The organism is Congregibacter sp. (genome assembly GCF_045107095.1).
GTDB lineage: Bacteria > Pseudomonadota > Gammaproteobacteria > Pseudomonadales > Halieaceae > Congregibacter.
Genome location: NZ_JBGCFU010000022.1, coordinates 1 through 23,050, shown reverse-complemented (window position 1 = coordinate 23,050; position 23,050 = coordinate 1). Strand labels below are relative to the sequence as shown.

General features: G+C 54.7%; 19 protein-coding genes. 15 read left to right on the top strand and 4 right to left on the bottom strand.

Translation table 11 applies throughout. The annotated features are described in order from the left end of the window. Window positions 1-37 precede the first annotated feature (37 nt). Window positions 38-952, top strand: coding sequence for a transporter (locus AB8B76_RS04375; protein ID WP_405270643.1), 915 nt, complete (start codon window positions 38-40; stop codon window positions 950-952). A gap of 19 nt (window positions 953-971) precedes the next feature. Here AB8B76_RS04375 and AB8B76_RS04370 read toward each other — a convergent pair whose 3' ends face one another. Then, entirely contained in the window at window positions 972-2,027 is a 1,056-nt protein-coding gene (locus AB8B76_RS04370; protein ID WP_405270641.1) for a DUF481 domain-containing protein, read from the bottom strand. A 104-nt stretch (window positions 2,028-2,131) separates the two neighbouring features. Then, window positions 2,132-3,841, bottom strand: coding sequence for a hypothetical protein (locus tag AB8B76_RS04365; protein ID WP_405270639.1), 1,710 nt, complete (start codon window positions 3,839-3,841; stop codon window positions 2,132-2,134). A gap of 217 nt (window positions 3,842-4,058) precedes the next feature. On the opposite strand from AB8B76_RS04365, the gene AB8B76_RS04360 reads away from it, so the two are divergent. After that, entirely contained in the window at window positions 4,059-5,432 is a 1,374-nt protein-coding gene (locus AB8B76_RS04360; protein WP_405270637.1) for an MATE family efflux transporter, read from the top strand. Between the two features lie 26 nt (window positions 5,433-5,458). Continuing rightward, on the top strand, window positions 5,459-7,186 hold the full coding sequence (gene ggt / locus AB8B76_RS04355; protein ID WP_405270636.1) for a gamma-glutamyltransferase: 1,728 nt from the start codon (window positions 5,459-5,461) through the stop codon (window positions 7,184-7,186). On the opposite strand, the gene AB8B76_RS04350 is transcribed toward ggt, so the two are convergent. Beyond that, complete coding sequence (locus tag AB8B76_RS04350; RefSeq protein ID WP_405270634.1) at window positions 7,164-8,555, bottom strand: pyridoxal phosphate-dependent decarboxylase family protein; 1,392 nt, start codon at window positions 8,553-8,555, stop codon at window positions 7,164-7,166. The two genes, ggt and AB8B76_RS04350, sit on opposite strands and share 23 nt — an antisense overlap. A 197-nt stretch (window positions 8,556-8,752) precedes the next feature. On the opposite strand from AB8B76_RS04350, the gene AB8B76_RS04345 reads away from it, so the two are divergent. From AB8B76_RS04345 to AB8B76_RS04330, 4 genes are all read left to right on the top strand, one after another. Then, window positions 8,753-9,259 (top strand): RidA family protein, encoded by a 507-nt coding sequence (locus AB8B76_RS04345; RefSeq protein WP_405270633.1) that lies wholly within the window; start codon window positions 8,753-8,755, stop codon window positions 9,257-9,259. 51 nt (window positions 9,260-9,310) lie between these two features. After that, a complete protein-coding gene (locus AB8B76_RS04340; protein WP_405270631.1) occupies window positions 9,311-10,390 on the top strand; it encodes an MBL fold metallo-hydrolase in 1,080 nt (359 codons plus the stop codon). A gap of 69 nt (window positions 10,391-10,459) precedes the next feature. Beyond that, the gene (locus AB8B76_RS04335) at window positions 10,460-11,533 is read left to right on the top strand and encodes an efflux RND transporter periplasmic adaptor subunit (RefSeq protein ID WP_405270629.1); all 1,074 of its coding nucleotides are present in this window, start codon (window positions 10,460-10,462) and stop codon (window positions 11,531-11,533) included. After that, complete coding sequence (locus tag AB8B76_RS04330) at window positions 11,526-14,654, top strand: efflux RND transporter permease subunit (protein ID WP_405270627.1); 3,129 nt, start codon at window positions 11,526-11,528, stop codon at window positions 14,652-14,654. The genes AB8B76_RS04335 and AB8B76_RS04330 overlap by 8 nt, the downstream gene beginning before the upstream one ends. 93 nt (window positions 14,655-14,747) lie before the next feature. Here the strand turns inward: AB8B76_RS04330 and AB8B76_RS04325 are convergent, their stop codons facing one another. Then, entirely contained in the window at window positions 14,748-15,488 is a 741-nt protein-coding gene (locus AB8B76_RS04325) for a class I SAM-dependent methyltransferase (protein ID WP_405270625.1), read from the bottom strand. 191 nt (window positions 15,489-15,679) lie between these two features. On the opposite strand from AB8B76_RS04325, the gene rfbF reads away from it, so the two are divergent. The 8 genes from rfbF to AB8B76_RS04285 all read left to right on the top strand — a co-directional run. After that, a complete protein-coding gene (gene rfbF / locus AB8B76_RS04320) occupies window positions 15,680-16,456 on the top strand; it encodes a glucose-1-phosphate cytidylyltransferase (protein ID WP_405270623.1) in 777 nt (258 codons plus the stop codon). Further along, window positions 16,449-17,552, top strand: a complete 1,104-nt coding sequence (gene rfbG, locus AB8B76_RS04315; protein ID WP_405270621.1) for a CDP-glucose 4,6-dehydratase — start codon at window positions 16,449-16,451, stop codon at window positions 17,550-17,552. Before rfbF ends, rfbG begins: the two co-directional genes overlap by 8 nt. Further along, entirely contained in the window at window positions 17,542-18,855 is a 1,314-nt protein-coding gene (rfbH, locus tag AB8B76_RS04310) for a lipopolysaccharide biosynthesis protein RfbH (protein WP_405270619.1), read from the top strand. The genes rfbG and rfbH overlap by 11 nt, the downstream gene beginning before the upstream one ends. Before the next feature lie 8 nt (window positions 18,856-18,863). After that, on the top strand, window positions 18,864-19,919 hold the full coding sequence (locus tag AB8B76_RS04305; RefSeq protein WP_405270617.1) for an NAD-dependent epimerase/dehydratase family protein: 1,056 nt from the start codon (window positions 18,864-18,866) through the stop codon (window positions 19,917-19,919). Then, window positions 19,916-20,851: an FkbM family methyltransferase gene (locus AB8B76_RS04300; protein ID WP_405270615.1), complete on the top strand. Its 936-nt coding sequence runs from the start codon at window positions 19,916-19,918 to the stop codon at window positions 20,849-20,851. Before AB8B76_RS04305 ends, AB8B76_RS04300 begins: the two co-directional genes overlap by 4 nt. After that, a complete protein-coding gene (locus tag AB8B76_RS04295; RefSeq protein ID WP_405270613.1) occupies window positions 20,848-21,657 on the top strand; it encodes a transketolase in 810 nt (269 codons plus the stop codon). Before AB8B76_RS04300 ends, AB8B76_RS04295 begins: the two co-directional genes overlap by 4 nt. Then, window positions 21,650-22,525, top strand: coding sequence for a transketolase family protein (locus AB8B76_RS04290; protein WP_405270611.1), 876 nt, complete (start codon window positions 21,650-21,652; stop codon window positions 22,523-22,525). The genes AB8B76_RS04295 and AB8B76_RS04290 overlap by 8 nt, the downstream gene beginning before the upstream one ends. Window positions 22,526-22,527: 2 nt before the next feature. Beyond that, a partial coding sequence (locus AB8B76_RS04285; protein ID WP_405270609.1) for a glycosyltransferase family 2 protein occupies window positions 22,528-23,050 on the top strand: 523 nt, incomplete at its 3' end.

The following is a 23,050-nucleotide window of genomic DNA, read 5'->3' as shown; positions in this document are numbered from 1 at the left end:
GTTCGTGTGGGCATTGGTGGGCATTGGTGGGCCTTTGATGAAAGCACATTTACAGTGTATTGGAGCGTGGGTGGCAGCGGGCTTCGTCTGCATGTCGGCCACTGTTAACGCGCAGGAACTCGTTCCTAGAGCCTTCTGGCCAAGTCCCGTGGGCACGAACGTGCTGTCCCTAAGCTATCAGCACAGTCGCGGTGACATTATCGTAGACCAGTCACTGCCCGTGACCGGCGTGGATTCCAGCATCGATTATCTCCAGCTGACGTATCAACGCACCCTTGATGTGGCTGGGAGGACGGCGAACCTGTCGGTGATACAGGTCGCTTCTGATGGGAAGACCTCGGGGACGGTGGAGGATGAATTGATCACGCGGCGTACCGTAGGTATGGGCGATACCATCGTGCGAATGGCGGTCAATCTGACCGGGGCGCCGGCCATGGACCGAGAGGCTTTTGCAGCAATGCGCGCCGATCCCAAGCCCATTGTTGGCGTGAGTCTGGCGGTAACGGCCCCGACGGGGGAATATGATGCAGACAGGATCATCAATCTCGGCGGTAATCGATGGTCTGTAAAACCTGGCCTTGGCGTCATTTACCCCCTGAGCTCGTCCTGGCTTCTCGAGGGAGAGCTTTCCGTGGCTTTCTTTCAGGATAACGATGAATTTCTGGGGCAGACGCGAGAACAAGAACCGATTACCAATGCTCAGCTGCACCTCATCAAGCGCTTCTCCCGAGGGTTCTGGGCAGCGCTGGACGCCAACTACTACATCGGTGGGAGAACGCGGCTTGAGGGTTCGAAAAATCAGGACTTGCAGCGTAATTCCCGTTTTGGCGCGACGCTTGTTTTCCCTCTGGCTCAAGGACACGCTCTGCGTTTGAGTACCTCAACGGGGACGGTTACAGAGAGTGGAGGCGACTATGATTTGTTTTCCGTCTCGTGGATCCACGCTTTCTAGCGCGAGTGCCTGAAGTCAGTTACCAAGCGTAACCCAAGCGGAAACGGTAGGTCTGGTCCAGCTCTTCGGTACCTTCTACAGCACCAGAGTTATAGTCCAGTACAACTTCCGTTGCACCTTGTATTCGCCCCAGGACAGGGAAGGCGAGGCCCAGAGTCGTGTTGAGTATGAGGTTGTTTCTGTCAGCGAGATTTTTGACGCCCTTGTGGTCCACATACAGGCGTGACTCCGCACCAAAGTATTGGCTTTCAGAGCGCACGCTCCAGGTGAGACCGACATAGCTACGATCAATGGCGGTTCCGAAGTCTTCATTGACCTGAGAGAGACCGGTTTCCAGCTCCAATACGAAGGGTGTGCCGACCAACAAGCTTCGTCCCAAGTAGGGGCCGATTGCGGTACGCAGATCCAGATCTGCAAAGCGGTCTTCTTCAGCGGAGGCTGAGATCCCCCAGTAGTAGTCGCCGGTCTGGAAACGGTCGTACTTCCCGGTAATCATCCAGTTCTCTGTGTTGCGCTCTCTGTTCGCCTCGCGAACCTCACCCTCAAGTTTCAGGGTGTAGCGATCTTTGAGGCCGCTCCAACGTGTGTCTATTTTGTAATCGAGCTCGTCGAGCACCGTGTTGCCTCGCTGCAGCGAGAATGCTGAACTGATAAGACCGGTGTGGCGATAGCCGTGGCCTAGCTCCCAGGGCTCTGGGTTGATGCGCATCAGTTCATCAAGGGCGTAACTGGTTTTACCTTGGGTGGTAAGGCTCAGGGTTCTGTTGTCCACGACTAGGTTATCTGTCTCAAGTACCGCGCCGTCTCTCATTTGTAAGGTAACGCTGGAAGCCACATCCATGGACACGATGTTGCTTTTTTCGATGGTCAGCATGCCCGCAAAGTCGGTGTCGATCATGACTTTGCCGTTGTCCGCATCGTGAAAGCTACCAATGATCACGGAGCCATTCGTGAGTTCGATGCGGTCAATATTGGCCTGAGCCAGCAGGCTGACCAGTAATAGCTGGAGAATAGCTGCGCCGCGGATGCAGTACAGAATAAAGCGAGGAAGGATGACGTGAGAAAGTCGAAGCATAGCGTTGTGGAGGAGAGACCCTGAATGTGCCCAAAGGCGCGAATTCTAGGGTCTCTGTGGCTGACAGGCCAGAGGCTTCTGAAGGTTTCCGCTGTAATTGAGGTCTACTGTCTACTTAAAATCTTGCGAATATCGCTGTCGTCGCCCGTGAGCTGCCAATGCACTAGCGAAATGGGCACGCTACCTGCGTCGCGCAACTCTTTAAAGAACATCGACAGTGTGTACTCTTTGCCCTCGGCTTCCATTTGTTGAGTACGTTTTGCCAGCAATCTCTCAAGCAAGTATTTGCCCGTGACATAGCTGGTTCCGTAGCCGGGTTGGCGCAAATAGAGGTGTTGCTCAAACTTCAAGAGCTCGGGCTCGTTGCTCATCCAGCCACGCGGTGTCCACTCCACGTGTACTGTGCCAGCTTCGGCCATGGTCATTTCGTTGGCATGTGCTTTCAGAGAGCCCAGACCTCTCGCCGCGCGCTGCGCAAGCATGATCCATACAAGCTCTCGCGAGCGCGGGCTTTCCTCGTAGAGTCCTGCATGCATAAACATTTCTTCTACGCCTGTGGCGGTGCCTTCGTTGCGACTGTCAAAGATGTTGTAGAGCAACGGTCCACGACGTATGGGACTGGGATGGGGGAACTCCTGAATTTCTGCCAGATCGAACCAGTGGTAGAAGTGCGAGAGCAAGGGACGCGGATCGTAGTGAGTGCCTATAGTGAAGAAATTACGGACGTCCTCAGGCTCGTATCCTCCCAAGTGCGCGACAAGCTCCTCAGCCATGTAGTCCCGCATGGGCAGAACCTCTTCTTCGTCAAACCAGCGCAGCATTTGCTCCGACGTGCTCTTGACTAAAGCATCATAAGCCTCGGGGCTATCTGCGGCTTTCTGTTGAGGCAAATGACGGTTGCGATGCTCCTCGAGTTTGAGGGAAGACCAGGATCGGTCGAGTTCACGCTCCAGAAGGAGAGTTTCTTCTTTGAAATCGATGGGAAGATAATGAACTTGCGATTGATACCAGCTGTACTCATCAGCCCCGATACCTGACGGCCCCGTTTTGCTGGGAGCTTGTGCTTGAAGCCAAGTCACAAGATCGCTGGTGGCAGTGCTCGCCTCTTCCAGTGCGCTGTTAAGCTCCTCACTGATGTCTTCACCCGCTTTTTCACGGATGACATTTATCATCTCTCCCTGATCTTCGATGTTACGGATACCCGCAACCCACAAGTCCCGAGCGTTTCCTGTGAGGTTGCCCTGCGCTTGCTTCATCAGTGGAGGGATAACTTTGAGCTCGCGAACAATGCGGCTCTCTTCCTTTTCACTCAGGGGGAAATCGTAGGTCCATAGTTCAAGGATTGCGTGGTGGGTGGGTCCCTCATGGGCGGGGACGTCGCTGCGATAGGCCCAGATGGTTTGGTAGTACGCTGGATCCCGTACCCAGGGCTTGAGAATTCGATGGTTGAAGTCGAAGCCGTTCATCTCCGCTCGCAGCACATGCCAATCCACCTGCTGATCGATGGGCCAATCAGAGGTATCTATATCGTTGAGCCGGTTTTGCAGCGCAGGCAGCTCCGCGTGGGCTTTCGAGAAACGTTTCGCCGTGTAGTCTGGAGCGCCGTCCAATAGCGGCGGCTTTTCAAATGCTCTCCAATCGCCGAACAAATCTACGAGTTCTTCGTAGCTGCTCGCGCTGGCAATAGCGCTTCCACACAAAGCGGTAATAACCAGACAGTGACTGAATACACGTGCCAGATAGCTGCTCCTACTGTTGACAAACCGAGGAGACGACTTTGGAGTTCGCTGGCTCTTTTGCTGAGATTTATGCATAACGAATTACCCGACTAAAGGAATTATTGAAGCGTTTCTCTTCTCCGCACATCCCTTGCGGATTAGCAGGGTGCAGATGAATAGAGCGCGGAAGTTGTGCTCGATGTTAATGCACTCACGCGTGTAGTGCACATTAATCAGCCTGACTAGGCACGCCCTTCACAGGTGTCGTAAAACATACAGAGCGTTGGGTCCCGAATTTTGGGAGAATCCCACAATGAATCATTCTGAATCAAACGACGTGGTCGACACGCGCTACGACCCGGCAGAAGGCCCTGTAGTAGCCACGTTTATTCGTTACGCAGTGCCCTCTGTGCTCGGCATGCTCGCGGTAACGTCGGCGGGGATCATTGATGGGGTTTTCATCGGTAATTTTGTGGGGTCGAGTGCGCTAGCGGCAGTGAATTTGGCGCAACCCGCTTGGGCTGCTTTTGCGGCCATTGTGTTCATGCTTGCCGTCGGTGGCTCAGTCATGTGCGGTCGTTTTCTTGGGCAGGGTGATCATGCTGCCGCCTCGTCTATTTTCACTCGCACCCTGGTGGCCGCTGTGGCGGTAGGTATTGCTATTGCTGGGTCAGGCCTCGTCTTTCTTGAAGATCTTGTTCGCTTGCTCGGCGCGACTCAGGAAGTTAAGCCTCTGGTTATCGCATACATGAGGGTGGTGCTGATTTTTGCTCCGGTCTTTGTGGCTGCACTGACGATGGACTACTTTGTTCGCGCAGATGGACGCCCAGTGCTTGCTGCGGTGGGGTTGGTTGCCTTTGCCGGGACTAACATCGCTTTAAACACCCTCTTTGTCGTCTATCTTGATTGGGGGATCGTAGGCGCCGCCTGGGCTTCGGCCCTGGCCGAGTTTGCCATCTTCGTGATCTTGCTGACCCATTGGTTTCATCCTAAGTGCTCCCTAAAACTAATGCTTGCAACGGGGCGTTGGCGTGATCTTCTGGATGCGGCCTGGAACGGGTTTTCCGAGTTCATCAACGAGCTATCTGTCGGATTGATAGTTCTATTTTTTAATTGGGTAATGATTACTCGACAGGGTGTAGAGGGCGTTGCGGCTTACACCATCATTACCTACCTGATGATGATCGGTCTTGAAGTGAGTTACGGAGTTTCGGAGTCGCTGCAACCCACGGTGAGCAGGAATCTCGGTGCGGGGAAACCCGAGCGAATTCGTAAGTTTCTTCTCACCGCTGTTTGTACGGTATTTTTCGTGGGTCTACTTGTCTCAACGTTGCTGGTGGCGCTCCCACAGCAAATGATCGGCCTGTTTCTTCGTTCGGACGAGCAGGCTACGGCAGTTATCGCTTTGATTTTTATCAGCTACTTCTGGCCGACGTTCCTTTTGAACGGTACCAATATCACCTTGGCAAGTTACTTCACCGCACTCCATCGTCCTGTGCCTTCAGCGATCATAGCGGTGAGTCGTAGTCTGGTGCTTCCGGGGCTTGGACTACTTCTACTCCCGCTATGGTTTGGTGATCCGGGCGTATACCTTGCCATTCCAATTGCGGAACTTCTTACTTTGATCGTCGCGGTAATTTTGGTGCTGCGGGTCAAGCCTCTCACCGGCGCAGTACCGGTAAAGTAAAAAAGCTAGCTTGTAGGAGCAGTGCGATGGCAATCCTTAATCTAAAAGGCCCTAATCAGAAAAGCATGATCGCGGGTGCTCTACGCGTTCGAGTGGCCATTTTGGGACTCCTGCTCACGTGCAGTCAGGGGCCTGCACTCCAAGCTCAGGAAGCCGCGATTGCCTCCCCGGAGCCTCATGCCACGGAGATAGGCCTGGCGGTACTGCGCGAGGGCGGAAACGCGGTAGATGTGGCGACGGCGGTCGCCTTTGCCTTGGCGGTTACCTTTCCGGACGCTGGCAATATTGGCGGTGGTGGCTTCATGACATTGTATTTTGATGATGAGCCCATGTTTCTGGATTATCGGGAGGTTGCTCCTGCGGCGGCTTTTCGAGATATGTATCTTGATGAAACCGGGACAGTCGATTCGGATGCGAGCCTCACCGGGCATCGTGCGGTGGGCGTGCCTGGCACCGTCGCAGGGCTTTGGGCTGCCCATCGGCGCTATGGCAAGTTGGATTGGCCTTCGTTGCTGGAGCCTGCTATCGCACTGGCCGCGAATGGTTTTGTTGTACCTCAAACACTGCTCGACGAAATAGACTATGAATCGGAACGTCTGAAAAGCGCCAAGAGCTTCTTGAACTATTTTGGTGAGCTGAAAGCCGGTGAGCGCTTCATTCAACCAGAGCTGGCAAACACGCTGCGACGCATCGCAGAGCAGGGGGCCAGAGGATTTTATACTGGAGAGACGGCGCGCCTCATCGCTGCCGAGATGCAGCGGGGCAATGGCCTTGTCACCGAGGCCGATCTTGCGTCTTACAAAGTGCGTTGGCGTGCACCCTTGAGTTTCCCGTGGCGCGGATACCAGATCGTTACGGCGCCTTTGCCTAGCTCCGGTGGACTGGCGATCTTTCAATATTTGCAGATGAAGGAGTTTCTGAGAGATGACTTTAGCGGTCTTGAGCACAACTCACCGCAGTACATTCATCTGAAGGCAGAAATCGAGAAACGTATTTTTGAGGACCGCGCCAGCTTTCTCGGAGACGCAGACTTTGTGGACGTTCCTGTCGACCGTCTTATGGATATGGAACGCCTCGCGCAAAGGGCAGCCACTGTAGAAGTATCTTCAATTTCGCCGACTCCAAGCAGTAAGTCCGTTCGTGAGCCGATACATACAACACACTTCTCTATTTTGGATTCACAGGGGAATGCCGTTTCGAACACCTACACGCTCAACACGAGTTTTGGGTCTGGTGTCGTTGTCGGTGGAGCAGGGTTTTTACTTAACAACGAGATGGACGACTTTTCGGCTGCGCCGAATGAGCCAAATTACTACGGCGTCGTGGGAGACGAAGCTAATGCAATTGCGCCGGGTAAACGGATGCTGTCGTCTATGTCGCCGACCTTGCTGCTTCGCGACGATAAGCTTGCGATGGCCTTGGGGGCGATGGGTGGTTCAACGATTTTCACCACTGTCTATCAAATGATCAGCAACATGCTTGAGTTTGGAATGTCTGCACAGGACGCACAGGCAGCGACGCGGGTGCATCACCAGTTGCTGCCCAAAGATCTCATTACTTACTCCCCAACAACGCCCTTGGCGCCGGGAACCATCGATGCTCTACGAGAGCGCGGTTACCGGGTAGAGCCCCACAGCTACGAGTACGGCAATGTGCAACTCATTGTTCGAGAGAACGACGGTTCGTTGACGGCGGTATCTGATCCTCGCTTTGGCGGAACAAGTGCGGTGATCACTCTCCCAGACGATCAATAGTTTCACGTATGTCACTTTGCGTAGTTAGAGGGTTGATGATGCACAAACGCAATACGATCCGATTTTTGAGTTTTGTGGTCGTCACACAGGCGAAACCCGACTCTGACAGAGATTGAGCGCGGCGCTCGTGCTCTTGTGCAGATTGGCCCTGCACTGCGAAGCAGATGATGCCTAGCTGAGCGGGGGTAACTACTTCCCAGCGCTGCGGGTCCTTACGCAAGTATTCCTCTGCAAACTCTGCCAGTCGAATACTGTATTCAATAGCTTCGCGAAATTTGGATACGCCGTAAGTTCGAAAGCTAAACCATAACTTGAGGGCTCTCGAGCGGCGCGTCAGCTCAAGGCCTCGGTTACGAAAATCCACCGCGTTATCACTGCCTTGTACATCCTTGAGGTACTCAGGGTTCATGGTGAAACTCGGCTCCAGCACGCCGGGTTTGATGAGCAGACATCCCGCATCGTAGGGCTGAAAGAGCCATTTGTGGGGGTCGAGGGTGAGTGAGTCGGCTCGATTCATACCGTGAAGGCTCTGTGCTCCCGAAGGCGTTAGGGCGGCGGGTGCCCCATAGGCGCCGTCCACATGCAGCCATAGACCGTAAGATTCACAAAGGTCGGCGAGTTCATCAAAGGGGTCCACCGCACCGGTGTTGGTGCTTCCCGCCGTGGCAATCACCATCAAAGGCCGACGTCCGCACTTGAGATCGCTGGCGATCGCTTCTTCGACGCTGGCAGCAGAGAGCCTGTACCTGTCGTCGCTCGGGAGCACGCGGATGTGCTCTTTCGAAAACCCCAGAGTAAACAGCGCTCTTATTAAAGATGCATGGGTTTGATCGCTCAGATATACACAGCCATCACCCCATTGCGTACGCACGGCCGCGATCGCCGTCAGGCTGGCGTGAGAGCCTCCACTCACCAGCACGCCTTCATAATCCTTGGGCAGGTCCATCAATTGGCGAAGCCAGTCTATTACGATGAGCTCTATGGCTGATGGGCCTGCACCGCCAGGCCAGGACGCTGCAATCGTATTAAATCCGGTGCCTAGCCACTCTCCGATGATCGCGGCGAAAGAACTCGGACCCGGGACTCGCGCAAAGTAACGCGGGTGATCGCCGTGTTGTTGATGGTGGAGTGCGGTGTTTATCAGCAAGTCAAAGCTCTCATCCGATGGCATTGCGTGCTCGGGGAGCGCTCCACCGAGGGCACTTAACAATGAATCCGGCGTGGAACTGTCAATGGCAGGCTCTTTGTTTTTATTCTCCAGATGCTCAATGACCGCGTCCACCGCAGCGTAACCGAGGCGTCGCATGGACTCTCTGTCCATACCGAGGGTATCTGCCGGGTAAGAGCGACTATCATCTTTTGAACCCATATGTTCCTCTCGGAGATGCGTAGCTAAGGGAGTAGTAGTCTCCCCTGCGTGGCCAAAGAATACGTCAACACTTATCGACCCGTTGCTGCTGATCGATTAATGTGACCGCACTATCTCTCGCAATGAGGGGTGTTGTAAATCGATCTGCCTGAGTTGTTTTACAGCTTCATCGCAGAAACTAAAGGAGTTGTCTTGCCATGAATCGTCAATCATTCGTTTCCATCGTATTAGGTGGTCTTTTCCTCTTGAACAGTGGGAGTTCAAGCGCCGATGAGATTACCCGGAACAAGACGCCAGGTTCCGATTTTCCCATTGCGCAGTCAGTACAAGTGCCTGCTGAATCGGAGCTGATCTTCGTCAGTGGAGCAGTGCCCAAGCCCATAGTGGTCGGTGGAGATCCAGATGACCCCGCGACCTATGGTGATACTGAAGCGCAAACCGTGAGTGTCCTCAAGGAAGTGCAGAGCCGTCTTCAGCGACTGGGTCTGGATATGGGTGATGTCGTCATGATGCGCGCCTTTTTGGTGGGAACTCCGGAGACGGACGGGCGTATGGACTTTGCTGGTTTTATGCGTGGTTACACACAATTCTTTGGCACGGCCGAGCAGCCTCACCTGCCCGCGCGTTCGGCATTGCAGATTGCAGGTCTGGTGCGCGCTGGATGGTTTGTAGAGATCGAGGTGACAGCTGCTCGCACGCCTTAGTGCCCTGCACGCCGGACCCATGAGAGGACTGTATTCAACGGCAGTCCGTTTATGGGCGAAGAGCGTAAGTTAGTCATGCATCGATTTATGCTTTTCGTTCTCACTCTCGTAGCATCGCTGATCGCAGGGTGTATCGCGGCGCCGGCCTATGAAGGCGAGGAATCAGCCCGCTTCGACGGTAAATACTTTAAGAACACCGTGCCTATGAGTAAGTCCGTCGGTGACTTACTGCGTTTGGCTTGGGGTACCTTGACTCAGGCAGAAGACTGGCCCAACTGGATCGATGTAGGGCAAGGACAAGTGCCCGAAGAAAGGGTCTGGTCCGGTATGGCGGTCACCTATGTAAATCACTCTACTTTTCTCATCCAGGTTGATGGGTTCAATATTCTGACGGATCCCATTTATTCCGAGCGAGCTAGCCCTTTTCAATGGGCCGGGCCGAAACGCGTGCATGTTCCGGGCATCGCACTGGAGGATTTACCGCCCATCGATGTGATTCTTATCAGTCACAATCATTACGATCATCTTGACGAGGCAAGCTTGCGCGCTTTACTTGGCCGAAGCTCAGCGGCGGCACCGATGTTGCTTTCGGGCCTTGGCAACAAACAGTTGCTCGCGTCTTTGGGTGCGTCACGGGTGCGGGAGTTGGATTGGGAGGAAGGCGTAGAGCTTGGTGGTATCGATTTCGTCTTCACCGAGGGTCGACACCGTTCGGGGCGCGGTCTGAGCGATCAAATGAAGACATTGTGGGGATCCTTTGTGATTAAGACATCTGAAGGGAATATCTACTTCGCGGGTGATACGGGTTACGGCGGCCATTTTGCTGAGGCTGGTGAACGCCATGGCCCCTTTGCCTTGTCGCTGCTGCCAATTGGTGCCTATGCACCCCGATGGTTCATGAAGGATGTGCATCTCAATCCGGAGGAGGCAGTAAAAGCACACCAGCAGTTGGAGAGTGAGTTAAGCATCGGTATTCATTTCGGTACATTCCAGCTTACCTACGAAGCCATAGATCAGCCGCTGATCGATTTATCCTCCGCTAAAGGCGCCCATGAACTTCTTGATAAGGAATTTGTCGTAATGAAACCGGGTGAAACTCTCGGAATCGTTTCTGCCCCCAAAGCAATGTGAATCGCTGCTTCTAGCGATACTGATACGGGCTTCCCTAAAACGCGTAAAATGCAGGACCGCTGCTGATAAATGTTTCCTATGTCTCGATTGATTTCTCTCATTCGCCCGCTGGCAATTTTAGCCGTAGCTCTTTTGGTCGCCTTATTGATGGTAAAGAGTCGGCCGCAGCTTGAGGCCCGGAGCGTCAGCATCCCGCCACCGATAGTGTCGGTGCAAACTGTGGTCAATGGTGCGCAGAGTGTCAGCGTTGTGGCCCATGGAAATGTGACAGCCTGGCGGCAGTTGGAGTTGACCGCACAAGTCGGTGGAGAAGTGATCTGGAAGTCTGTGCGCTTTGAGCCGGGTGTTGTGGTTGAGAAGGGCGAGCCGCTGCTGCGCATCGACCCCACGGATTACGAGTTGGCCCTTGCTGAGGCAAAACAGGCGTTAAGCAGCGCAAAGTTGTCTCTCGCTGAGGCTGAGTCCCTTCGCCAGGCCGCGCGCGTAGAGGAGGCTGAAGCGTCCGTAGCCGCAGCAGAGGTGAGAATCCTGCGCGCAAAACGTGATCTAGAGAATACGGAAATTGCCGCCCCCTATGCGGCGGTGATCGACGAGCAGACGGTGGAGCTCGGTCAGTTCATCGTCGTTGGTGCAAGGCTGGGTAGAGTGCTTGGAGCCGATAAGGCCGAGATACGCTTACCCATACCGCCACAGGATATTCGGTTCATACAGGATATCGATAACGCACGAGTGACCTTGCACGGAGAGAGTGCTGGTGACACGCGAAGTTGGGAAGGAAACATCTCGCGCGTTGAAGCACGTATCGATACGCAGACTCGAGCTTTCCCGGTGGTTGTTGAGGTTGAAAACCCGCTGGATACAGATGTGCATTCAGCCCCCATGCGTTTTGGACTGTTCCTGCGAGCAGAAATAACCGGTGGCTCAGTGCCCTCAGCGGTGCGAATCCCTCAGAGTGCCCTGCACGGCGATAACGATGTTTTTATCTATGTAGACGGTGTGCTGCAAAGACGTAGTGTCACTGTGGTCAGGGTGAGTGCCGAGGGAGCACTGGTGACCGAGGGACTTGCTGAGGGAGAGCAGGTCGTGGTTACCCGTTTGGACCTGATGTTTGAGGGCATGGCGGTGGCGCTTTCCGATGTCTGATTCCACTCGTGATCCTTTGCTAAGTGGCCCCATTGCATGGATGGCACAAAACCCCGTGGCCGCGAACCTGTTGCTGGTTATTGTGGTCATTGCGGGACTGTTTTCGATTCAGTCGTTAGACAAAGAAGTGTTTCCGACCTTTCCCTCAGAAACTTTCACCGTAACTGTTCCCTACCCGGGGAGCTCCCCCGAGGAGGTAGAGCGGGGAATCGTCCTACGGGTGGAAGAGGCCATCCGGGATATCGTTGGAATCAAGGAGATCCGTAGCGAAGCGCGAGAAGGTGTTGGTGTTGTCACGGTCATCATGGAGCCGGGCAGTGATATGTCCAAAGCGGTAGGCCTGGCAAAAGTTCGCGTAGATGGCATCGCCTCTTTTCCGGGAGATTCTGAAAAACCTATCGTTGAAGAAATAGAATCGTCGAGTAGAGCAATTCGACTTAGCCTTTTTGGCGACATAGAGCCCAGAAAGTTCAAAGAACTCAGTGAACAAGTTCGTGAGGATATTCTTGCCCTGGGCGGTATTAGTGAGCTAACCGTCGATGGAGAGCGCGATTACGAAATCTCCATTGAGCTCTCAGACGAAAAACTTCGCCGCTATGGTTTGACCTTTGATTCCGTGGTCGCAGCAATTCGCGCGGGTTCCCAGGACCTCCCCGGGGGACTGATGCGGACGGACAGCGGCGCAATTACTTTGCGTTCAAGTTCCCAAGCGTACAGAGGCTCTGACTTCGAGCAGTTAACGCTTATAAGCCGCACAGACGGAACCCGGATTCGCGTAGGCGACGTCGCCACGGTGCGCGATGGTTTTGGGGAGCAACCGGTGCTCAGCTTGGTGGATGGCAAGCCGGCGCTCACCTTTACTATCGACCGCGTAGGTGATCAGAACGTGCTTGAGATCACTTCCTCGATTCGTGAGTACGTCGAGCGCAAACAGGCTCAACTTCCGGAAGGCGTCCGTTTGCAGGCTTGGGGTGATGCCAGTCGAATCCTCCGTGGACGTATCGACCTTATGCTCAGAAATGCTGCCCAAGGTGGCATTTTAGTGATTATCGCCCTTGCCTTGTTCCTTGATCTGTCTCTGGCGTTTTGGGTGGTGCTGGGATTGCCCTTCGCGGTGCTTGGATGTCTTGCCGCACTAGAAGTTTTTGGCCTGCCTGTCTCCATCAACGTGTTATCGGTCTTTGGGTTTATTTTGGTCCTGGGACTTCTCGTCGATGACGCTATTGTGACGGCGGAGAGTGCCTACGCCCGTCTGGAGCGTGATGGGGATGGTTTAAAGAGCGTAGTCGGAGGGGTGCACCGAGTCGCCACGGCGACGATATTTGGAGCGTTGACTACTGCGGTAGCGTTTGGTCCGAGCTTGTTTCTGACGGAGGGCTTTGCTCGGATCATGTCCCATATTGGTTGGGTGGTCATCTTGTGCGTTATTTTTTCGCTGATAGAAACCAAGCTCGTATTGCCTGCTCACCTCCGCCACATAAAAGTCCCCAGGCCCGGGGACGATGTGGGTGTGATTCGCAAAGCACAGCAGCGAACTGCCCAGGGTTTGATTAATTTTGCCCAGGGACCTTATCGGCGTTTGCTAGGCGTTGCGGTGAGCTATCGCTACACCACCCTAGCAATATTTTTTGCGGGCCTCATCGTGTGTCTTGCGCTAATCCCTTCGGGCATCTTGCGCGTGACGTTCTTCCCCTCTGTGCCGTCAGACAGTATCGGTGTCACCGTTGATATGCCTCAGGGCACGCCTTGGCAGAAAACCCATGAATACGCTCGCCGCATAGAAAGTGCCGCGAGGGTGATGAACGATCGCTTCAAGGAGCAGGACGAACAAGGGCGCGATGTGATTCGCACCCTGCAGGTGCTGTCCGAGAGTGACACGCAGGCTAGGGTTATCGCCGACCTCATCGTGAGTGAGGAACGGGATATCGATTCCGTGGAGTTGGGCAAGTGGTTGCGAGAATCCTTGGGTCCTCTGCCCGGTGTGCGTTCTTTGCGCATCGATGCCGCGGCTGGGCCCGGTGGCTCGCCCATCGATATACAGCTAGAGGGATATGACCTGGAGCAGTTGCGTCAGGCTGCGAGTGAGCTGAAGCTCAGTCTTGCACGCGTCGACGGCGTTCGAGACATCCGAGACAGTTTTAATGCCGGTGGCAGAGAGTTAGATATTAGCGTGACACCGGAAGGTGAAGCCCTTGGGCTTGGCGATGTGGAATTGGCGCGGCAGATTCGTCAGGCCTTTTTTGGCGCCGAGGTTCAACGGGTGCAGCGTGGCCGGGACGAGGTGCGTGTGTACGTGCGGTTGCCGAAGCTTGATCGCACGCAATTGGATTCTTTGCAGTCTCTTTGGATCAATCTTCCCAATGGAGAGCGCGCGCCGTTCTCCGTGGTGGGCCGTGCTCGGGAGCAAACCAGTCTAAGCGTGATCAACCGTATCGACTTGTCCCGGGTCGTGAATGTGCAAGCTGATATCGACAAGACCCTGACATCCTCCAGTGACGTAATGGCGTTGGTCGAAAGCAGCATGCTGCCGGAGATTCTGGCGGAGCATCCTCTGGTGCGTTATTCCGTCGCCGGCGAGGTGGATGAGCAACGGAAAACCTCAGACGGCCTTCTTTATGGGGGCATTTTGGTCATGGTCCTGATCTATGCGGCGTTAGCAATTCCCCTCAAGAGCTACCTAGAGCCGTTGCTCATCATGGCGATCATTCCTTTCGGGGTGACCGGTGCATTGCTTGGGCATCTAATTCTGGGTATGGATGTCAGCATATTGTCGGCCATCGGGATCATCGGATTGATTGGTGTGGTGGTGAATGACAGCTTGGTTATGGTCGATTTCATTAATCACTACATTGAAGAGGGCCACGATTGGAAGTCCGCTGTGTTGGAGGCAGGGCCATCCAGATTCAGAGCGGTGATCTTGACCTCGCTTACGACCTTTATCGGCTTGCTGCCGATTCAGTTGGAGACATCCATTCAGGCACAGTTTGTGAAGCCTATGGCCACGTCTGTGGCGTTTGGAATTTTCTTTTCGACAGCGGTGACGTTGTTTTTGATCCCGACCTTGTATTACGTAGGGCAGGACGTGCGTCGTGTGTTTCGTCGCAATGCTGCTGAGATTTGACGAGTGTAAGGTAGCTTACTAAGGCTACACTAAGTCGCTAAATCAGTGGCTGCAGTGCGGTGACTCGACTAGGGAGGGCGCGATCGCTGAGTTTCAAGTCTCGCTGGTCAAGTTGCTTGGCTTCTCGGCGAGAAAAATATCATCGGCGTGCTCGGTGATACCAAAGGTTTTTCGATCAAGCAGCGTAAGGTATGTCTCAGGTGTGATCCGCGTCACCTTAAAACCCGCTGCGGCCACCCGGTCTGCAAAATCCAGCCCGTAAATGCGCACGTGGTCACTCTGACCGAAGGCTTTGAGACGCTCCTCGGGTAAAACGATGCTTGAATCCTCGTAGGTCTCTTGTCCGGAAATGGGGACTGCCAGCAGCGCCGTGCCGTCTGGCTTGAGTACCCGGAACAGCTCACTCAGCGCCTTATTATCATCCTCTACATGCTCCAGCACATGACTGCAGTAGATGCTGTCGAACTTGTTATCGGGCAGTTGGATGTCGGTTATATCCATTTGTACATCCACGTTTGACGCGAAAAGGTCAGCGGTGATATATCCGTCGCCAATGGCCTGCCGTAGTCGATTGGAGATGCAGGCTTCCGGGGCTATGTGCAGGAATGACAGCCCCAGACTGTCCTTTGAAGTCATTTCATTGGCGATGTAGTGCCACATAAAACGGTGGCGCTCCAGACTGTGACATCGCCAACACTGCGCCTCTTCTCTCTGCGGCGTGCCAAAGGGTAAAAAGGCCGTAGCCGTTGCGTTGCAGATCGTGCACACCCGGCCCGACCCTCTGTAGGGAATAGAGCGGGTCCAGCGCGCAACTGTCTGAAGATCTTTTAGCATTAGGTACCTGACGCACGTTTTGAAGTGAGAGCGCCGAGGATAGCGTAAGTCTCATCAGAGTCTAGTCGTGAGCCCCCTTGGTGCACGGTAAACGCCGCCTCCATAGCGACTGCTTCATATCGCTTTTTAATCGGTCTGGGATATCTGGCAATATGGTAAAGTCACGCGCGGTATCCAAGGGGCTTTAACTGATGAAAGCTGTTATTTTGGCCGGCGGTCTCGGCACGCGTATTAGTGAAGAAACGAGCCTGCGTCCCAAGCCAATGATTGAGATCGGTGGCAGGCCCATTCTCTGGCACATCATGAAGCTGTATTCGCATCACGGGGTCAACGACTTTGTAATTTGTTGCGGCTATATGGGCCACGTGATCAAGGAGTACTTCGCCAACTACTTCCTGCACATGTCTGACGTCAGCTTTGATTTGCGTGAGAACACAATGTCTGTTCACATTCAGCGCGCCGAGCCCTGGTCGGTCACGTTGGTAGACACGGGTGAAAGCTCAAGTACCGGTGGACGTATCAGACGCGTCAGCTCCTATTTAGAAAACGAAGACTGTTTTTTTCTGACCTATGGCGACGGGGTCAGCAATATTGATATCGCCTCCAGTCGCGAGTTTCATCTCAGTCATGGAAAAAAGGCGACGGTAAGCGCCGTATTGCCGCCCGCGCGCTTTGGTGCCCTTGATATTCACGACGGTGTTGTCCGCGGCTTTGAGGAAAAGCCCCATGGAGATGGGGCGCACATTAATGGCGGATTTTTTGTGCTTTCTCCTGAGATTCTCGATTATATCGACGATGACGATACCGTCTGGGAAGGCGGACCCATGGAAAAGCTGGCCTCCGAGGGACAGATGATGCCGTTTATGCATGAGGGGTTTTGGTACCCCATGGATACCCTGAGGGATAAAACGCGTCTTGATAATCTCTGGCGAAGCGACCGGGCGCCATGGAAAGTCTGGAGTGACTAACTCCGTCAATCCCGATTTTTGGCAAGGGAAACGCGTGCTCGTCACCGGGCATACGGGACTCAAGGGCGCCTGGCTCTCCAGCTGGTTGTTATCGATGGGGGCGGAGGTGCATGGCTATGCACTAGCGCCGGCGTATTCCCGAAGTCCCTATGAATTGGCAGATCTATCGGCGCGAGTGACTGAGACCCTTGCGGATATTAACGACGCGCGATCACTGGCCGATGCTGTGAACGCTGCCGATCCTCACATCGTCCTTCATCTGGCGGCGCAGCCCCTGGTCAGGTCTTCCTATCGGCAGCCAGTGGAAACCTACGCGACTAATGTCATGGGTACCGTAAACCTACTGGCGGGACTGCAGAACTGCCGATCTCTGGAGGCGGTCGTGGTTGTTACGACCGATAAGTGCTATCTCAATCAAGAGCTGGAAAGAGGTTACAACGAAGATGACCCCCTTGGCGGTTCGGATCCTTACAGCAGCAGCAAGGCCTGCGTAGAGTTGCTGGCGAAGAGCTGGTATCAGTCGTTTATGCGCGAAGGTGACGACCGCAATCACATTACGGGCTTGGCAACCGTCCGTGCGGGCAACGTGATTGGCGGTGGCGACTGGTCAGAGGATCGACTGATTCCCGATGTTCTGCGAGCCCTGGAGCGCGGTGATGAGCCGGTCATACGCAATCCTGCCGCTGTGCGTCCCTGGCAATATGTTCTGGATCCGCTGGCTGGGTATTTGACGCTGGCCCAGCGTCTTGCTGTTGATCCCAGTGGATATTCCGAACCGTGGAATTTTGGTCCGGACCGCGGTGATGCCAGACCCGTCGGTGAAGTCGTCCAAAGGCTTCTAAAGTTGGTCTCCCCCGACAGTACCTGGAGCTACGAGGCTGACTCCGCCATGAAAGAAACATTCAGGCTCTATCTCGATTGCTCAAAGGTGCATTCCCGGCTTGGCTGGCGTCCACAGTTTAGTCTGGATGGTGCGCTCGATCGCGTCGCCGCCTGGCATGCATCAGAATCTGACGGTGCAGACATGTTGGCGTTCATGATCAACGAAGTGACCAACTATACCCAAGAGGCAAAGCAGCAAACCCATGGATCGTGACCAAGCCCGCCAGGCAATTCTGGATGCCGTTTTAGCGTACGGAAACTCGAGCGCGTCAAAAAAGCTCTTCGTAGCCGGAGAGACGGTTATCCCGCCCTCGGGAAAAGTAATAGGCGGCAGTGAGCTGGTGCATATGGTGGATGCATCACTGGATGGCTGGCTCACGACCGGGCGCTTCAATGCGCAGTTTCAAAAGGAGCTTGCCGACTACGTGGGCGTGCGTCACGCACTCACCACCGTATCGGGGTCTGCAGCAAACTTGCTGGCAGTTACCGCGCTGACTTCACCGCGCTTTGGACACCGCGCCCTGAAGCCCGGTCATGAGGTAATTACCGTGGCAGCGGGGTTTCCGACCACGGTGAATCCCATTCTGCAGAACGGGCTGGTGCCGGTCTTCGTGGATATCAATATCCCCACCTACAATATTGATGTGAGCCAATTGGAGAATGCACTGTCCGAAAAGACCCGGGCTATCGTTATCGCGCATACGCTGGGTAACCCTTTTGATCTTGCGGCGGTGAGGGCTTTTGCAGACGAGCACAAGCTGTGGCTGGTTGAAGATAGCTGCGACGCTCTGGGGACCACCTATGACGGACGCATGGTCGGTACTTTTGGGGACGTGGCAACGCTGAGTTTTTATCCTGCGCATCACATCACCATGGGAGAGGGCGGGGCGGTGATGATGAAATCCTCCCGGCTGCGCAAGGTGCTGGAGTCTTTTCGGGATTGGGGCCGGGATTGTTACTGCGAACCTGGAGAGGATGACACCTGTGGGAACCGTTTTGATTGGCAGTTAGGTGGTCTGCCCCAGGGTTACGATCACAAATACATTTACTCTCATATGGGCTACAACCTTAAAATCACGGATATGCAGGCGGCCTGTGGCCTGGCTCAGTTACAGCGCATTGACAATTTTGTCGATAAACGAAAACGCAACTTCCGCATCGCCATGGAGTCGCTGAAAGCCTTTGAGCGCTACTTCATACTACCCGAGGCCACGCCGAACTCTGATCCCTCGTGGTTCGGCTTCCCGTTGACTCTGCGTGAAGACTGCGGTTTCAAGCGTGTCGACTTTTTGCGTTTTTTGGATGAGAAGAAAATCGGTACGCGGCTGCTCTTTGCCGGCAACTTGACGCGACAGCCCTACTTCGAGAACCGGACCTACAGAACCATCGGCAATCTCGTGAACACGGACATCGCTATGAATCAGACGTTTTGGATTGGTACCTGGCCTGAACTCTCGCAGGTGCACTATGATTACATCGCAGATTGCATTGACGATTTTGTTCGGCGGACCAGGTAGCGTACGTCGTGGCGATTAAAACCAGCATCTTGAATGAAGACCTTGATTCCATCGTCGGCAATGTGTGCGGTTGGGAAAAACTCGCGGGGCAGACCGTGCTCATCACCGGTGCAGCGGGCTTTCTGGGTAACTACCTCGTGCGAACGCTACTGCGTCTCAACGCTACCGGGGTCGTCGCCGAGCCCGTGCAGGTGATCGCTGGCGTTCGCAGCATGGCGAGCACGCCTGAGCGGCTCAAAGACCTGGACGGTGTTCCCGAACTATCGTTCGTCCAGCTGGATCTTTCTAGAATCGCGATTGCCGATTTACCACCCATTGACTACGTCGTTCACGCGGCAAGTAACGCGAGCCCCCGGTTTTATGGCCCGGACCCTGTCGGAACCTTGCTTCCGAATACCGTGGGCGTGGCTTCCCTGCTAACGGCCGGCGGAGATCGTCACAAGGGCTTTTTGTTTATCAGCTCCAGCGAGGTATACGGTGCAGCGAGCAGCGAGACGCCATTGACAGAAACCAGTCCCGGGGCGCTGGATTCGGCCTTACCGCGCTCCTGTTACGGTGAGGGCAAGAGAGCCGGTGAAGCGCTGTGCGTCGCCTGGCATTCGCAGTATGGTGCCCCCGTATTTATTGCACGGCCTTTTCATACCTATGGACCGGGTCTGGCTGAGGACGACGGTAGAGTTTTTGCCGATTTTACGTACAACGCTATCAGGGAAGAAGATATTCATATTCGCGGTGATGGCAATGCTCAACGGGCGTTTTGCTACGTTAGTGATGCCATTGCCGGGTTCTTTTCCATTTTGTTTTGGGGCCAGCCCGGGCAGGCCTATAACGTGGCTAACGCTGATGCCGAGCTTTCGGTGAGGGAGCTGGCCGAGCTGATTGTCGAGGTGGCTCCCAGTCCCGGGCTTAAGGTCACCGTGGGTGCTGCTGGGCATCGTCCCGGCTATATGCCAAGTACGCTGCAAAGACTGCTACCCAGCACCGCCAAATTGGAAGCTCTTGGCTGGAGCGCGCGAGTGTCTCCACGCGAAGGCTTTCGGCGCACCATAGAGGCTCACCTTTGACCTTACTGGAACTGCAAAAGGCTTTTCACGAAGGCTCTATCAACAAGGCGACGTTTATCCGGGAGGCGAACGAGCTTCACCGCTCTCTCGGTCACTATCCCGAAGTGCTGGACGGCGGCGCTGTCGACGAGATTAAGATCAATGTCAGCGGGGTTGCCTTCCATATTGCTGAAGACGATCTGTGGATTCGTTGCCCGCCGGGTGAGTCCCGGGTAGCACCCGTAGAAATACTCAATTTTGGCGCCTACGAGCCGCAAGAAACCCAGCTTATGTTGCAGCTCTTGCGTGACTCTCAGGTCATCTTCGATGTCGGCGCGAATATTGGCTGGTACTCGTTGCTGTTTGCCAGGCGCTTTCCTGGCGCAACAATCCACGCCTTCGAGCCATTGCCGTATTTCAGCAAGTTCCTTTCTGCAAACGTGGCCGCAAACGCGCTCGACGAGAACGTCAGTATCCATTCCATCGGTTTTTCAAATGAAGCTAAGTCTGCAGACATTTTTCTCGATAAAGGCAATGGGACAAATGCATCCATGCGCAATGTCGCCGATGCCGAAGCTGCTATCACCGTGCCGGTCGAGGTCGTGAGACTGGATGACTGGTGCGCAGAGCACTCCCTGTGGCCCGACTTTATCAAGTGTGATGTTGAAGGCGCCGAGTTGCTGGTGGTGCAGGGGGCAGAAAAAACACTGGCTGAGCGACGTCCCGTTGTGTTTTTGGAGATCCTGCGCAAGTGGTCCAAAGCCTATGATTATCATCCCAACTATCTGATCGATTTGCTCACTGGGATGGGATACGAATGCTTCGGGATAGGACCCAAGGGAGCTCATCGGATGCAGGAAGTCACCGATGCTACCTTTGAGACCAACTACGTTTTTCTGCATCGAGAGGCGCACACTGACTTTTGTGAGCAGATGGTCGGAGCATCTGCTTGAACTCCCTGTCGCTAGCCTTGTCGGTTCGCGAGCAGTCATTGCGCATGGTCCATCGCGCCAGGGCCTCTCACATCGGTAGCGCACTCTCGATAGTCGATATTTTGGCAGTGCTTTACGCAAGGGTGTTGAGGTTTGATCCAGCGCAGCCCAGTGCCCCAGATCGAGACCGCTTTGTGCTGAGCAAGGGGCATGCTTGCGTCGCGCTCTATGCGACGCTTGCGGAAATTGGCTGTTTCCCTGTACAGGAGCTTGAGGAGTACGGACAGGATTTTTCTAGGCTCATGAATCACGTGAGTCACCACGTCCCGGGCGTTGAGTTTAGTACGGGCTCGCTGGGACACGGCCTTCCCTTTGCAGCTGGCAAAGCGCTTGCGGGCAAGATCGCAAAACAGCCGTGGCAGGTCTTTGTCCTGCTGAGTGATGGCGAGATGGACGAAGGGTCGAATTGGGAAGGACTCATGTTTGCTGCGCATAATGGGCTGGACAATCTCACGGCGATTATTGACTACAACAAGATTCAGAGTCTGGATACGGTGGCCAATACCCTGGGCTTGGAGCCTTTGCGCGAGAAGCTCGCCGCTTTTAACTGGAGCGTTGTTGAGGTCGATGGGCATGACCACGATGCATTAGAGTCCGCGATTGCAACGCGGTCAACGGGGCAGCCTCTTGTCGTTATCGCTCATACCGTTAAGGGCAAAGGCGTCAGCTATATGGAAAACGAAGTCTTATGGCACTATCGCAATCCCGATGATGGTCTGCTCGACAGGGCATTGAAGGACATTGCGGGATCGCACGACGATGCGTGATGCGTTTCTTAATGAGCTTCTTGCGCTCGCCGAAGTCCAGTCGAATGTTGTGCTGGTGGTCGGAGATCTGGGTTTTGGCGTTGTAGAGCCATTTGCGGAGCGCTTTCCTGATCGGTTTTTTAACGCGGGAGTCGCCGAGCAAAACATGATGAGCATCTGTGCAGGGCTTGCGTCCGAAGGCTGCCATGTATTTGCCTATTCCATCGCCAACTTCCCAACTTTTCGCTGTGCGGAACAGATACGCAACGATGTGGACTACCACAATCTTCCGGTAACCATCGTATCGGTGGGTGGCGGTGTCGCTTACGGCAACCTAGGGTATTCCCATCATGCCCTGCAGGACTATGCCTTAATGCGCGTGCTGCCGAACATGCTGATCGCGGCACCGGGTGACCCCTGGGAGACGCGCGCTTGCTTGCGTTACTTGATCGAAAATCCCGGGCCGTCCTACCTTCGCCTGGGTAAGTCGGGCGAAGCGCCCGTGCACAGTGAGGTGCCAGAGGTTGCCCCCGGTCAATGGGTAAAGGTGCAGGAGCAGCCAGAGTCGAGGTCAGCAATTGTGACGACTGGTGCAACGCTTGCTATCGCTCAGGACTGGCTGGCGCGCGGTGAATACCCTGAGCACAGTCTGTATTCACTGCCCTTGTGGGGTATGCGCCAAAAGCACTACCAGATTTCACAGGCAGAGCCTTTTCAGCGCGTAGTGACTGCTGAGGATCATATTGCAGACGCAGGTTTTGGCAGTTGGTTTCTCGAAGCGCTTCACGATAGCCGATTGACCTGTGAGGTGACTTCGCGGGCCCTGAGCGCAGAGGTCTTTGGGAAGGTCGGCGCGCAGAGCACGCTTAACTCTCTTGGTGGACTTTAGGCGTGGCTGGCGATGTCACCCCTGTGCCATCGACAGACGGTCACGACGGCCTGGAGCGCATGACACTCGATATTCTCATCCCGACGTTCAATCGTTGCTCCGACCTTGCCAAGAACGTGCGCTTGCTGAACACGCTGATTGAGGAAGAGGGGGGCGGTTTAAGTTGCCGAATCTTCGTCTCCAACAACTGCTCCGAGGACGACACCTTCAGCATCCTGGAATCGCTGCAGACTGAATCCCCAACTGAGCTGACTGTATTCAACCAAACAGAGAACCTGGGTGGCGAGCCTAATGTGGTTTTCCTCCTTCAGCAGGCCACAGCCGAACGCGTAATGATCGTGGGAGATGACGATTTTCTGCCTGCGGGTTATCTGCGTGAAGTGATAGGCCTTTTGGAGCAGAGTCCCGAGCTGCGGGCCATCATCCCGGGGATAGCGTCGCTGTATTCTGACGGTACCGTGGTGCCCGAGCGTAATGAGCCGTTTGATAGAAGGCTGTATTCGGCGGGCCACTCAAGTGTTAGGG